A 13,983-nucleotide genomic window follows, 5' to 3' on the forward strand; every position below is an offset into this window, starting at 1 on the left:
TCCTTGGTAATCTCCATAATGATATCTTTTTATGTTTGTAACTAATTGGATTTCAACTACAAAGATACAAAAAATATCGGAGATTACCAACTTTTTTAGGCACTATTTCTTATCCCGAACTGAGGTATATATGTGTATCATATTCAAAAGGAAAGAATTCCTTTTTCAAACGCAAAGCTTTCATGCCAACCAACTTTCCTTGGGGTATCTTAGAGCCACTCAAGGTGAGGCTTCTTACAGGTAAGTCACAGCCTTTGGCAAAATCGTAATTATCATAATAAAAGGTCTTTAATACGGACATAATTCCAGAACAAGCACTTGTAGAGCATTGATAACCATTAGTAAATTCATTCTTTCCATCGTAAATGACTGTGGAATTTTTCAAGTCAGTTTTTGCTGTTGCGATTCCTGTTAAGCACTCACGACCATGTACATCGTAAAGATGGAAAGTCTTTTCTCCATCCTTGCGCTGGACACCATCTTGCTCAGAAACTAAGCGATCAAAATTATCATATTCAAAAGTTTTCCATTCAACGCCGGGTAATTTTTTAGCGACAAGCCTGTCTTTGGAATCATATTGGTAGAGATAGGCATAAAGATTGATTCGGTCTTCATCAATCTCTCCATTTGTTATTGATGTTGAAACCATTGCAGGAAGCACAGCTCTCAAAAGTCCATAATCATCATAGACATAGTATGTGTCAACACGTCCTCCCTCATTGTCAAATTGCCTAGAAAGCACAACATTTCCTTGCCTGTCTTTAAATTCTATAGACATGCAATCGTCTTCGTCTTTAGTAAAAACACCCTTCAATGTTCCTGTCTGATATAAACCGTTTGCCTTGATGGTGCAATCAAGTCCTGTCTTGTCCAATACAGACAAATGCCAAACTTGACTATCAGGATTGTTCTGTGTATTTGTGAGATGCTGAATGATTTTCTTCTTTCCTCGACTGTGCCAGTCTTCTCCGGGACCAGATATTGCTGCTTCTCGCATCAAAGGCGACGCCTCGTACTCAAATACTGAATATGGTTCTGCATCATTGTTACTACTTACCGAAGCTGCCTCTACATTTTCTTTGATTACAAAATTACCAGCAGCATCTTGAGATACAACTCCATTTAGCCATTCTTTGATAGGCTTATTAAAACAGTTGTACTCCGTATAAGCTGCCCAGTTGTTTTTGTTAGGGCTGGCATTACAATTTACAGTTTCTATAGGTCTGCCAAATCCATCAAAATATGTTATTACTTTATCTCCTATTAATCTATCTTGTACCCTATTTTTTATAGACACGACGTAATTTTCATTGGAATTGTTTTTGTGTGATATGCAAGGTGTTGTGTCTGCTGAGTGCACAGATGGGTATGCTGGAGTAAAAGAAGTCGTATCCTCCTTTATGTCGCCAGCAGAACAAGTTAACACAATTGTAGAAATGTTGTTGATCGTCATAAAGGGAGGGCTAAAGAAGTGAATGGGTTCGTCAGGCTCCTTCAAGAATCCCAAGAATCCTAGATAGCTTATAGTGTAATCACCCTCTATCAAGTCTATTGTACATTTGTTGTTGCATATCACGGCGTCACCAGATTGCTTGAAACCAAAAGGTATGCTATAAGAATAAGGATATTCAGCATCTCCCTTTGATTCCTGAACTAGATTAAGAATCAGTTGATAATCGTTATTGCCTAATTTCTTGCCATTAACTCCTGGCTTATATGTAAAGTTTCTACAATAAAGTGTAAGGCGTTGAACTTCGTCAATGTGTATTTTTATTTTATTATTGTTGTTTGAAGATGCCCCCATGACATAGCTTAATGTCGCACTAGCAGAGTCAGTTTTGCTAAAGTTCCAAACTGGTTGCGCATCAATAGGGTCCAAGGTATTGCCTGCCAGAACCATCTTGTGGCTCAGCATATACAAGAATAAAATCAGGGCAATTCTGTATGAAATATTGTCTATCATAAGTCTTTGCTATTTTTGATAATGATAATCGTATGACTCTAAGATCTGTTTGTTCCCATTAAAGAAATACTTTTCCCTTAATCGTCCTAAGAAGTCGTACTTGAAATAATTGGTGAAGCCAGAGATGTCTGTTAGCGAACGAAGTTGCATATTGCCATCATATTGATATATTGTAGACTGCATCGTTGGTATTTTTCTTCTCACTCCCAATATTTTCTGATAATTCAATTGGTTCAATGGAAGTCTAGAAAATGTCTCAGGTGCTGTGCCCAGTAAGATTTGCATCCTATGATAGGTAACATTGTCGAATCTTGCAATCTGCCTTTGTCCATAATGCCCCCATAGCAAGATGGATGTTCTTCCGTCTTGTGTTATCTCCAGAGGATTCCCAAAATCATCGGTTTTACTTATGAAATATTCTTCTCGATAATTATTCTTGTCTCTGCCATAACGCTTACTTCTAATATAAGGAATGCCATTTTTATTCCCATATACATTCTCTTCATAATGAAACTTGCCATTTTTGCTTGTCTGCATTGATACCAATGGTGATAATATATGCTTGTCTGACATCCATTTATAGTTGCTGACATCAGCGGGATATGTATAGCTTTTCACTATCCAGTTGTTATCACTACATAATATACTGTCTTTGGTCAAAAGTTTGGAAGAGTTATATGTATAAGTGCAAGTTTCCGAGTATGTTCCTCCGTCATAATTTTCTGTTATGATTTTCTTCGTGGGCAAATAGGCGCATAATCTTGTCCCATATACAATACCTGCAAGAAGATTTTCCTTGGAAATAGCAGGATAGCCTCCAGTTACCTTAGAATAAGACAAGAAATTCTCGCTGAGCATCAACAGCTCATTATCATTTACGCGTGTATAAGCCGTTTTTTCGGTTCTCAACAACTTGCCTTCCTTAGAATAGTATTCTTTTGAAAGCAACTTTCCACGCTCGAAAGAGCGGCTACTGAATGCTGCCAATGGCGTATGAGCCAAGCCTTCTGTTGCATAGTGACAGTCTACATCCTTATGGGTATTCCCCCAAATGTCGGTGTCGTAATTGGAATAGCGATACTTAATGTAGCCTTGCGATACTTTAGCTGAGTCAAGGGTTTCCTCTATCACACAAGAATAGCCCACGTCAGGAGAATTATAATTGGTTATATCTGGGAACATGCCTCCTTCAGAGGCTTGCACATAAGTCAAGTCTCCTTGCTGTATACTATATTTTATACATGGACGTCCCTTCGATATACCACTACTCTTAGAATCAGAGTCTCCGATATTTTCTTTATAATGGTAACGTGTTATACTAGTTGTTGCCCCATCTTTATCAATATTCTGGATTTCCTTAATTCTTAATCCTCCAGAAGGACTCCAAGAATGATTCAATATGCTGTGGGAATTGTCGCTTACAACTTTTGAGTAAGAGTTATATTCGTAGTCAAAATTAGAGCGTCCTCCAGTTGGGTAACAAATAGAACTCAGAACACCTTTCTTCATGTAAATTACGTTTGGAAGGTGTATGCCAAAACTAGGAATGGCAGTTATTGAATTTGTACCACCACAATAATACCCCCATGAATCAACTTTTGATATGCCATAAGCCACTTGTCCTTTATCTTGTGAGATATAACGGAATTTATACTCTGGTACACTGACGGTATCTGGCAGTTCTGGTATGTCCAAGACTGTAATGCAATCTTCAGGGTGAGGGGCTTGAATATCACGCTTTATCAAATCGGGAACTCCTTCCCTGAAGGTAACTAACGATAATAGGTTCTCTTGATATAATTTATAATCAAAGTAGATGCTCCTGGATTGCCCACCACAAAGATTTCTTATGGCTATGCGATGCAGGTAATAGTGTTTGAGACTATATGCAATTGCCTTATCCATAGAGAGACTACCTAGTCCTTCATCTATTTTAAACAGAGTCAAGAACTGATTTTCTGGTCTATCTGATGGAAGATAGATATCTTGGCGATCATATCCTGCTGTATTCCAATATAGACAGTTTGAGTGACGACCAAAATTCGTGGAGTATGCCAAATCCCTCTGGTAATCCAATGTTATGGTTTCATTTTGGGTTGATATACTTTTTAAATTAACAGGATACAATAAAAAACCTGTAAATCCTTTCAAGCCTGTTTGCATAAAAATTTCTTGATTACTAGAATTTCCTTTGTAAACTTCGCTATACTGAGGCATATACTTTATATTTGCCATTACAGGATTTGTGTCGTATGTGAATGAAACGACACGATGAGAGGGGGTTGTAATTTTTGACAGCATCCAAGTCGAAGCTACTAAATCGCTATTGTTTCTTGCATAGTAGGGTATGCTAAATTCCATAGCATTAATGCCACCAAACTCATAACGGCATCCATCGGGAGTTATCAAAGTAAAGCGACCAAAAAAACGCTGGTTCATATTCCGCCAATTCCAGTTGTTTATTGGAATTCGCTTGCTTACATCATCCAAGGACAAAAAATCTGTGGTAGGTACAAATTCTACCTTGATGTCTTGGTCGGAAATAACAGCCCATTCTCCGTTGCCTTTGTAATAAAAGTTTCCAGAGTAGCCACAGAAGTTAAAACTGAATTCGTCGGCAGCTAATTCATACCAATTTTTATTCGGTAGATTATGACTATTAACATCTAGATAATTTACAAAATGAGATTGAATGTTACTTTCATTTAATTGTGCTATTTTGTCTGCATGTGCATAATACCCATGCTCTATACCTTGATCATCCATTTTTTCATCAGTTCGTCCTCTTACAGAACGGGCTATATAACCACCAGCTTTCAAGCTCCATCCTGCTCCTAATATACCAGGGGCTGTTGTCGGTTTTACAGATGCCAAATGATAACTCAAAGATATAGGTAATTCATAATCTCCTATTTGAACGTTATAAAGTGGTATGGAAATGTCAGGAACTCCTGTATAATGACCGACAGGTATGGTTCCATACTCTCCCAAATTTGACACTTCAGGACCAGATACATTGAATACAGGTTTTATCTGAGCCTTTATGCAAAGACTCAAGCAAAAAACAAGCACTATCAAATCTATTTTCCTTCCCATATTGCTAATCTTTATCTGTTAGTAAATTTTTCCGATAATCTTTCCCCATTGACTTCTATATATAGTACGTATTGCCCATAAGATAATCCAGAATAGCTTATAGCCATCAGGTTCTCACCTACATTAGATTTTTGTTGCTTCTTTTTGTAGATGCTTCCTTTAGTATCAGCTAGGATAAAAAGGACATTTGCTGCTTCTGACAATTCGTATTTTATCAGCAAGGATGCCTCTTCCTTATTTTGGGCAATACTATATTTTGAGACAACACTCTTTGTACTTCCCGTATTGTCATTTTCAGAAGCTTGTAAGCGTATAGCTTCATTTTCAGTATCAGGCATTGAATTTTGTTCGCCTATAGAACAAAAAAATGTATAAGAATTTTGAAGTATGCCCCTCTCATTTTTCAATGTATAATGCTCAAGTATAGGATAACGGTACCCTTTGGCATACCAACGAAGCTCTATCTCCGTAACAAAAGATTCAGTGGAATGGAGATTGTAAAGAATACTGTCCGTTGTAAATTGGGGCAGAGTATTTGAATATAATGTATCTTGTGATAAATATTTGATGAAATATCGCCTAGACGTTAGCAATCTGGCGACATCATTCAGGGTATCTCCGTTGAAGACAATTTGATCATATCCAACAATTTTGGTTTGATAATCGCCAAATTTTCGATAGGGTAATCTCTTGCAGTATATGCCTATTCCATTAAATAGACCATAGATACTGTCTTGGGACAAAAATATGCATGGTAGCCATTTCTCGGGCATATCATAATTGCACTTAGACAACTTGTTCTCATCACCCACTAATAACATACCATTTTCTTCAAACCTAAAATAACGTCTTGAAGAATTCTCTATGCTCATCAAAGCTGATAGAGAATCAGAAGAAGGCATGATAGTTTGACTTATTTTTTTCTTAGACAGGAGTCTGTCATCTATGCATATCTGCAATTTTGATTTATTTAAGTCAAGGTCAGAAATGTCAATTTCTTCCTTTGTCAGTTGATCATCTATCCGATAATAATTCGCTTTTGTCAGAACACTCGCAGATTGTGGGTAGCAATAAGTTGCCACCAACAATAATGCCCAAAATAGTAGAACCTGCTTCATAAGCCTAAATTATTGAATATTATCCTACAAAGATAGGAAAATAATTCTTATGCCTTATAATATTGACTTTTATTTTATCTTTATTTAACGAAAAATTATCAATTCTGTAACTGCTCAGTCTTTTGTTATGGGTATTTACCCCTATCTTCCCAAAATATTAATAAATGAGCCAACTTGAAAAAGTGGCTTGAAAATATTAATTAACAAATTTTAGTTACAGTCTGTAAGCAAAAGAACAAAGCTTTTCAAACAATAATTCAAGTTATGTTTAAGAATATAAAAGAAAAAAGCGTGCAAGCCACATCTTTGTTGCCTGCACGCTTTTTGGTGATGGTGGTCATAGCTTCCGTGGCAGCATCAAAGTCGTCCTTTCCGGCTTCCTCTTATCTCCTTTCTCCCTCCTTCCAGTATTAATTTTGTGTTAATCTTAGGAAAAGTCTTGGTTGTCATTAGGAAAAATGTCCTTTTTCCTAGTAGAAAGTTTCGTTCATTACTTTTGAATGTGCGTTCAGAACTTCTGAATGTGCGTTCAATACTTTTGAATATAGGTTCAATACTATTGAACGGAGATTTCTATTAGGGTTAGTAACAATTATCTGTGGTTTAGTAACAATTATCCTTAGAGACGGGAACCATTATGATGAGTGGTGAATAAGAAATCACTTAGGTATAATGGCAGTCTCAATATGGAGTGATTTCTTTGTATCTTTTGGGGCTATTGGGGGACTTTTTGTTTTTAGAAGCCTTTTTTGTTGAGGCTGAAAAGTAATCTAACTATCTGATAATAAAAAGCGGAGCGTGATTTCACAACCACACTCCGCGCAAACTTAAACAACCAATAAAAGAAATAGATTGATCGTTCAATTGTTATATCTGATGAAGAGTAGCTCTTGTTAGAGCTTTGTTTTTTTTATCTGTCAGAAATATGTCTTATGTTGGAAGACATTGCTGATTAGCGGATGAACAGGAGTTCACGATACTTAGGCAAGGTCCAGAGCTCATCGGCTACAGCCAACTCCAACTTGTCAATCTGATAACGGATCTCCTCCATCTTTGGAGCTACCGTGTCATGATAAGCTATCGCCTTATCGTGCTCATTCTCAATCTTGTTGGCAACCTTGCGGGCATTTACCAACTCCTCAACACCGGTCTCGATAATCTGAGTGCGCTCGGCAATCTTCTTGATAATCTTGATGTTGCGGGCTGTCAACTTCTTGCCTTCCTCGTCGCCGAAGATGTCAATCATGTTCTCCACATTCTTAGCCAACTGGCTCTGATAGTGAGTAGCCACAGGGATGATGTGGTTCATGCTCAAGTCGCCCATTACACGAGCCTCAATCTGAATCTTCTTGGTGTAGGTCTCCCATTTCACCTCGTTACGAGCTTCCAACTCGTTCTTCTTCATGACGCCCATATCCTCGAACATCTTGATAGAGGCAGGGTCGAGATAACGCTCGAAAATCTTAGGACAGCTCTTCTCACAGTCCAGACCACGCTTAGCAGCTTCCTCTACCCACTCATCTGAGTAACCATTGCCGTCGAAACGGATTGGCTTGCAGGTCTTCAAATCCTGACGAACGATGTCGATGATGGCAGATGTCTTATCCTCACCCTTGGCAATCAACTCATCCACACGCTTCTTGAAGTCGGTCAAAGCCTCGGCTACAGCTGTGTTCAATACGATCATTGCTGATGCACAGTTAGCCTCAGAACCTACGGCACGGAACTCGAAACGGTTACCGGTGAAGGCGAATGGTGATGTACGGTTACGGTCGGTGTTATCAATCATCAACTCTGGAATCTCAGGGATATCCAACTTCATGCCCTGCTTGCCAGCCATGGTGAAGAGATCCTTCTTGTCGGCTTTCTCAATGTGCTCGAGAAGGTCGGTCAGCTGCTTGCCGAGGAATGAAGAGATGATTGCTGGAGGTGCCTCGTTGGCGCCCAGACGATGCGCATTGGTAGCGCTCATGATAGAAGCCTTGAGCAAACCATTGTGCTTGTATACACCCATCAAGGTCTCTGTGATGAAGACTACGAATCGGAGGTTATCCTCTGGTGTCTTGCCAGGACCATGGAGCAGGATGCCTGTATCTGTAGCGAGACTCCAGTTGTTGTGCTTACCAGAACCGTTGATGCCTGCGAATGGCTTCTCATGGAGAAGTACGCGGAAACCGTGATGGCGAGCCACCTTCTTCATCAAGCTCATCAAGAGCATGTTGTGGTCAACGGCAAGGTTGGTCTCTTCGAAGATAGGTGCCAACTCAAACTGGTTTGGTGCTACCTCGTTATGACGGGTCTTGCAAGGAATACCGAGCTCGAGAGCCTGGATTTCCAAATCTTTCATGAATGCCTGAACACGCTCAGGGATGGCACCGAAGTAATGGTCATCCATCTGCTGGTTCTTGGCTGAATCGTGACCCATCAGGGTGCGGCCTGTCAGCATCAGGTCAGGACGTGCAGCATAGAGGCTTTCATCTACCAGGAAGTACTCCTGCTCCCAACCGAGGTTAGAAACAACCTTCTTTACATCTGGGTTGAAATAGTGGCAAACCTCTGTAGCAGCTACGTTTACAGCGTGCAATGCACGGAGCAATGGAGCTTTATAGTCGAGAGCCTCACCTGTATAAGAGATGAAGACAGTAGGGATACAGAGTGTATCGTCGATGATGAATACAGGAGATGTTGGATCCCATGCAGAATAACCGCGGGCCTCGAAGGTTGAGCGGATACCGCCAGATGGGAAAGAAGAAGCATCAGGCTCCTGCTGAACGAGCAACTTGCCTGAAAATTCCTCGATCATACCACCCTTGCCATCGTGCTCGATGAAGGCATCGTGCTTTTCTGCAGTACCTTCTGTCAATGGCTGGAACCAGTGGGTGTAGTGGGTTACGCCATTCTCGTCAGCCCACTGCTTGATGCCTTTGGCTACGGCATTGGCGATGTTACGGTCGAGACGTGCTCCGTTGTCGATGACGTCTACCAGTTTCTCATAGACATCTGCAGGGAGATACTTGTACATCTTCTGTCGGTTGAATACCTTCTTACCGAAGAATTCACTTGGTCGCTCGCTAGGAGCGGTTACCTCAACAGGCTTTCTCTTGGAAGCCTCTGAAACAGCTTCAAATCTTAAGTTGCTCATACCTTATATTTTTTAATGTTTAATGTTCAATGTTAAGTGTTGAATTATTTTCCCAGCCATTTGGCTATTCTCTCCATGGCTTCCTTGCAGTCCTCGTGCTCGCCGAAGGCGGTGAGTCGGATGTAGCCTTCGCCTGATGGACCGAAACCGACACCTGGGGTGCAGACTACGCTGGCACCATAAAGCATCTCTTCGAAGAATTTCCAGCTTGGTGTATTGTTTGGCGTCTTCACCCAGAGATAAGGTGCATTCTCGCCACCATATACTCTCAAGCCGAGTTTCTGGAGTTCTGCTCTCATGAAGTGGGCATTCTCCATATAGTAGTTGATGGTTGCCTTCACCTGTTCCTTACCCTCTGGGGTATAGATGGCTTCGGCAGCACGCTGGCTGATATAGCTTGTACCATTAAACTTGGTGCACTGGCGGCGGTCCCAGATCGGATTCAATGCCACTTCCTCACCTGCCAATGTCTTTGCCTTCAACTCCTTTGGTACGATGGTGTAACCGCAACGTACACCGGTGAATCCGGCAGTCTTCGAATAACTGTGGAATTCTATCGCTACCTTTCTAGCTCCACGAATCTCGTAGATAGAATGTGGAATGTCAGGGTCGGTGATATATGCCTCGTAGGCTGCATCATAGAGGATGATGCTCTCGTTCTTGATAGCGTAGTTTACCCATTTTCTGAGTTCCTCTTTCGAGATGACCGTACCCGTTGGGTTGTTTGGATAACAGAGATAAATCATATCCACACGGTGGTCTGGAATCTGAGGGATGAACTCGTCGCTTTCATCGCAAGGCATGTAGGTTACATTGCTCCACTTGCCATTCTCAAAGACTCCCGCTCTACCTATCATCACGTTAGAATCTATATAAACCGGATAAATCGGGTCGGTAACGCCGATGTTGTTATCCCATCTCAAAATCTCCTGGATATTTCCTGTATCACTCTTGGCTCCATCGTTTACGAATACCTCGTTGGCATCGAGATGAATGCCACGTGGCAGGAAGTCGTTCTTGATGATTGCCTCTCGGAGGAAGTCGTAGCCTCGCTCCGGACCATAGCCTCTGAAAGAAGCCTGCTCAGCCATCTCATCCACTGCCTTGTGCATCGCCTTGATGACGGCAGGGCAGAGAGGTTGGGTTACGTCACCGATGCCCAGACTGATTACACGCTGCTTAGGATGTGCAATCTTGTAGGCGTTCACCTTCTTTGCGATGTCGGCAAACAAGTAGTTGTTGGCCAACTTCAGGAAATGTTCATTAACTAATGCCATATTTTGTTTCTCCTTTTATTTACGGTCATTATCGACCATTTGTTATTTAAGTTTGCGTCTATCTTATTTTAATGTTAAGTGTTAAATGTTAAGTGTTAACTTTGTTGGTGCAGCTAAATTTAACATTCAACATTTAACATTTCACACTCAAACCTCCACCTGGATTTCTCCTTCAAAGGCGAATGCTGCAGGTCCCGTCATGTAAACATGATCATCAGCCTCGCTATATTCTATTTCCAGCGTTCCGCCATCCATCACGATACTGCTTTTTCTGCCAGCGCGCTTGGTAAGGGCTGCGGCTACAGCTGTGGCACAGGCTCCTGTTCCGCAAGCCATTGTTATTCCGCTTCCCCTTTCCCAAACTCGTGTCCTTATGACGTCTGTGTCAGTTACTTGTGCAAATTCTATGTTGCATCGCTGGGGAAATGCCTTGTCTCTTTCCAGGATTTTACCATAGTGGGCGATGTCGATGGTGTCGATGTCATCCACGAAGGTAACGAAATGCGGATTACCCATGCAAACATAGGTGCCTTCAAATTTTCTGCCGTCAGCTTCGAGCACCGAAGGACCTATGAATTGCTCGGGATTTTCGAGTTTGGGTTTCAGCATGTCTACTGTTACCGATTCCACAACTTTCTTATTATCCTGAAGATGAAGTTTCAATATCTTGATACCCGAAAGTGTTTCCAGTCGGATGGTATCCTTTTGGGTCAATCCTTTTTCGTAAAGATACTTACCGATGCATCGGCTAGCATTGCCGCACATCATCGCTTCTGAACCATCGGCGTTGAAGATGCGCATCGAATAATCTGCTCTTCTGCCGTCTTGCGGCTTTCCGATGAGAACCAGTCCATCGCTTCCTATGCCCGTGTGATAAGCACTCCAGGCAATAGCCGCCTTCTCTGGGTCAGGGATATCGTATTGTTGGGTATCTACATATATATAATCGTTACCCGCTCCCTGCATCTTTGTAAAATGAACCGTTTCTTTCATCTGCGTTGTTCTTTATGTTTGAATACTCTTCTTTTATCTCTCATGTCTTACCTCTTTAGAGATTTGACTTTTTGCTAGTCTTTCGAATGTTTCGATGACTATTTGTTTGATTTCGGTTGCAAAGGTACGACGATTTGTTGAGATATGCAAGAAAATAAATACAAAAATCTTGATTATTTTTTACTACCTTACATTTGTATCATAAAAACGTCTTCTGCCTTACAAATTGTAAGGAGAATAGGATAAGCCTCGATAAATTTAAAATATCTGATAAAAAGTAGAAATGAAATGTTTGCTTTTTATTTAAAATGCTGACAAAATGTATTAATTTTGCAGTCGAAAACGAACATAATGTAAAAGAATGACTCTATTTGGATAACAACCAATGAAAGTCCGTTTTCAGAAAGAGACAATCAATAAAAGTATTAACACATTATTAATTATTAAAGGATTATGAAGAAGATTGAGGCAATTATCCGCAAGTCTAGATTCGAGGATGTCAAGAAGGCGCTTTTAGCAGCAGACATCGAGTGGTTCTCTTATTATAATGTAAGAGGAGAGGGAAAAATGCGCCAGGCTCGCATTTACCGTGGTGTGATGTACGATACCAGCAGCATCGAACGGGTGCTTCTGAATATTGTGGTTCGTGATAAGAATGTGGAGCCTACCATCGCCGCCATCCAGGGCGCTGCACAGACCGGTGAAGTAGGAGATGGCCGAATCTTCGTGATTCCTGTACTCGATACGGTAAGAATCAGAACCGGCGAACGAGGCGACATTGCTCTCTATAATGCAGAGCAAGAAAAATAGTGATTTTGTTTTCAAGAATTAGAGAATTTAAGAATTTCGTTTCTTTTTGTTCTCTAATTCAAAACGATAGTTTTAATTCAGAATTCTAAAGGATTAGCTTTGCTCGAAAGCAATGATAATTCTATAATTCTTAAATTCTTGATAAAAAATATGAGCAGTTTATTATTGACAACACTCGATACGGGTAACACAGCGTGGATGATCATGGCAACCATCTTGGTGCTTTTGATGTCAATCCCAGGTATAGCACTTTTTTATGGTGGTTTGGTGCGCCAGAAGAATATCCTCAGCATCCTGATGCAGACGGTATTCATCGTGGCAGTAGTCAGTCTGATATGGGTAGCCTTCGGATATTCCTGGGCTTTCTCTACAGAATATGCCGATTCGGGCAATCCTCTGGCTTGCGTCATCGGCGGTTTCGATAAGTGTTTCCTTCACGGCATCGGTCTGGATGCCATCATGCCTACAGGCATTCCGGAACTCACCTTTGCTATGTTCCAGTGCATGTTCGCCCTGATTACTCCAGCCTTGATTCTCGGTGCTTTTGCCGAGCGTGTCAAGTTCAGTGGTTATGTACTTTTCACCATCCTTTGGGTTATCATCGCCTATCTTCCAATGGCCCACTGGGTATGGGGCGGCGGTTTCCTGCAGGAGATGGGAGCCATCGACTTTGCGGGTGGTACCGTAGTTCATATCAATGCCGGTGTAGCCGCCCTGGTCATGGCACTCTGTGTAGGCAAGCGTGATGATTACCGTGCAGGTCATCCTATCACTCCTCATAACATCACCTTCGTGTTCATGGGTATGTCATTCCTCTGGTTGGGATGGTTCGGATTCAATGCCGGTAGCGGTTTGGCTGCTGATGGTCTGGCTGCCAACGCCTTCCTCGTCACTCATATCGCCACAGCTGCAGCAGCCACCACCTGGATGCTCATCGACTGGATTGTGAACAAGAAGCCAACTACGGTAGGTGCTTGTACCGGTGCTGTAGCCGGATTAGTAGCCATCACTCCAGCAGCTGGCAGTACGGATATCTTAGGTGCTTTCTGCATCGGTATCATTTCCACCATCGTCTGCTTCTTCATGGTAGCAGTAGTGAAGGAGAAGTTCAAGTATGATGATGCCCTCGATGCCTTTGGGGTTCATGGTATCGGTGGTATCCTGGGTTCTATCCTCACCGGTGTCTTCGCCACAAGATATGTAACCGGTGCCGAAGGCGTTGAAGGTGCCCTTTATGGTGACTGGCATCAGCTTTGGGTTCAGGTTGTAGCCACCGTGGTAAGCATCATCTACAGCGTAGTAGTTACCTACATTATCTTCAAGGTAGTAGATAAGAGTGTAGGAGTACGTGTTGACAAGCGAGTAGAGGAGGAAGGTCTCGACATCTACGAGCATGGTGAGAGTGCGTATAGCAACTAATTGCGAAATTCGATTATCAGCATAAAATTTAGGTCAATGAGGGTGTGTCATAAGTCCATGACGCACCCTTTTTCGCAAAAAACGCCTACTTGCAAACTTTTGTCTTGTTCTTTAAGAAAGTTTTCTGTTTTATTTACAACAAAGCCCAAACTTTCACAAGCTCGG

General features: G+C 41.5%; 8 protein-coding genes. 2 read left to right on the top strand and 6 right to left on the bottom strand.

All coding sequences use genetic code 11. From position 1 onward, the window contains the following. Positions 1 to 109: 109 nt before the first annotated feature. The 6 genes from ACWJAO_RS12390 to dapF form a co-directional block, all read right to left on the bottom strand. A complete protein-coding gene (locus ACWJAO_RS12390) occupies positions 110 to 1,963 on the bottom strand; it encodes a DUF6443 domain-containing protein (protein WP_449140476.1) in 1,854 nt (617 codons plus the stop codon). A 9-nt stretch (positions 1,964 to 1,972) separates the two neighbouring features. After that, complete coding sequence (locus tag ACWJAO_RS12395) at positions 1,973 to 5,059, bottom strand: hypothetical protein (protein WP_288575230.1); 3,087 nt, start codon at positions 5,057 to 5,059, stop codon at positions 1,973 to 1,975. 11 nt (positions 5,060 to 5,070) lie between these two features. Next, positions 5,071 to 6,177 carry a hypothetical protein gene (locus tag ACWJAO_RS12400; RefSeq protein ID WP_449140477.1) on the bottom strand — a complete coding sequence of 369 codons (1,107 nt, stop codon included), beginning with the start codon at positions 6,175 to 6,177 and terminating at the stop codon, positions 5,071 to 5,073. A gap of 952 nt (positions 6,178 to 7,129) precedes the next feature. After that, entirely contained in the window at positions 7,130 to 9,319 is a 2,190-nt protein-coding gene (locus ACWJAO_RS12405) for a glutamine synthetase III family protein (RefSeq protein ID WP_449140478.1), read from the bottom strand. Positions 9,320 to 9,363: 44 nt separating this feature from the next. Then, on the bottom strand, positions 9,364 to 10,596 hold the full coding sequence (locus tag ACWJAO_RS12410) for an LL-diaminopimelate aminotransferase (protein ID WP_449140479.1): 1,233 nt from the start codon (positions 10,594 to 10,596) through the stop codon (positions 9,364 to 9,366). 147 nt (positions 10,597 to 10,743) lie between these two features. After that, positions 10,744 to 11,589: a diaminopimelate epimerase gene (gene dapF, locus ACWJAO_RS12415; protein WP_449140480.1), complete on the bottom strand. Its 846-nt coding sequence runs from the start codon at positions 11,587 to 11,589 to the stop codon at positions 10,744 to 10,746. A 453-nt stretch (positions 11,590 to 12,042) separates the two neighbouring features. Between dapF and ACWJAO_RS12420 the strand changes: the two genes are divergently transcribed. Further along, complete coding sequence (locus tag ACWJAO_RS12420) at positions 12,043 to 12,399, top strand: P-II family nitrogen regulator (RefSeq protein ID WP_449140481.1); 357 nt, start codon at positions 12,043 to 12,045, stop codon at positions 12,397 to 12,399. A gap of 150 nt (positions 12,400 to 12,549) precedes the next feature. Next, the gene (locus ACWJAO_RS12425) at positions 12,550 to 13,818 is read left to right on the top strand and encodes an ammonium transporter (protein WP_449140482.1); all 1,269 of its coding nucleotides are present in this window, start codon (positions 12,550 to 12,552) and stop codon (positions 13,816 to 13,818) included. The last annotated feature ends 165 nt before the right edge of the window (positions 13,819 to 13,983 follow it).

It is taken from the genome of Segatella sp. (assembly GCF_977051555.1).

Bases quoted from the DNA above. Each gene is read 5' to 3' on its own strand.
- ACWJAO_RS12390 (WP_449140476.1), bottom strand. From the start codon at position 1,963: ATGATAGACAATATTTCATACAGAATTGCCCTGATTTTATTCTTGTAT.
- ACWJAO_RS12395 (WP_288575230.1), bottom strand. From the start codon at position 5,059: ATGGGAAGGAAAATAGATTTGATAGTGCTTGTTTTTTGCTTGAGTCTT.
- ACWJAO_RS12400 (WP_449140477.1), bottom strand. From the start codon at position 6,177: ATGAAGCAGGTTCTACTATTTTGGGCATTATTGTTGGTGGCAACTTAT.
- ACWJAO_RS12405 (WP_449140478.1), bottom strand. From the start codon at position 9,319: ATGAGCAACTTAAGATTTGAAGCTGTTTCAGAGGCTTCCAAGAGAAAG.
- ACWJAO_RS12410 (WP_449140479.1), bottom strand. From the start codon at position 10,596: ATGGCATTAGTTAATGAACATTTCCTGAAGTTGGCCAACAACTACTTG.
- dapF (WP_449140480.1), bottom strand. From the start codon at position 11,589: ATGAAAGAAACGGTTCATTTTACAAAGATGCAGGGAGCGGGTAACGAT.
- ACWJAO_RS12420 (WP_449140481.1), top strand. From the start codon at position 12,043: ATGAAGAAGATTGAGGCAATTATCCGCAAGTCTAGATTCGAGGATGTC.
- ACWJAO_RS12425 (WP_449140482.1), top strand. From the start codon at position 12,550: ATGAGCAGTTTATTATTGACAACACTCGATACGGGTAACACAGCGTGG.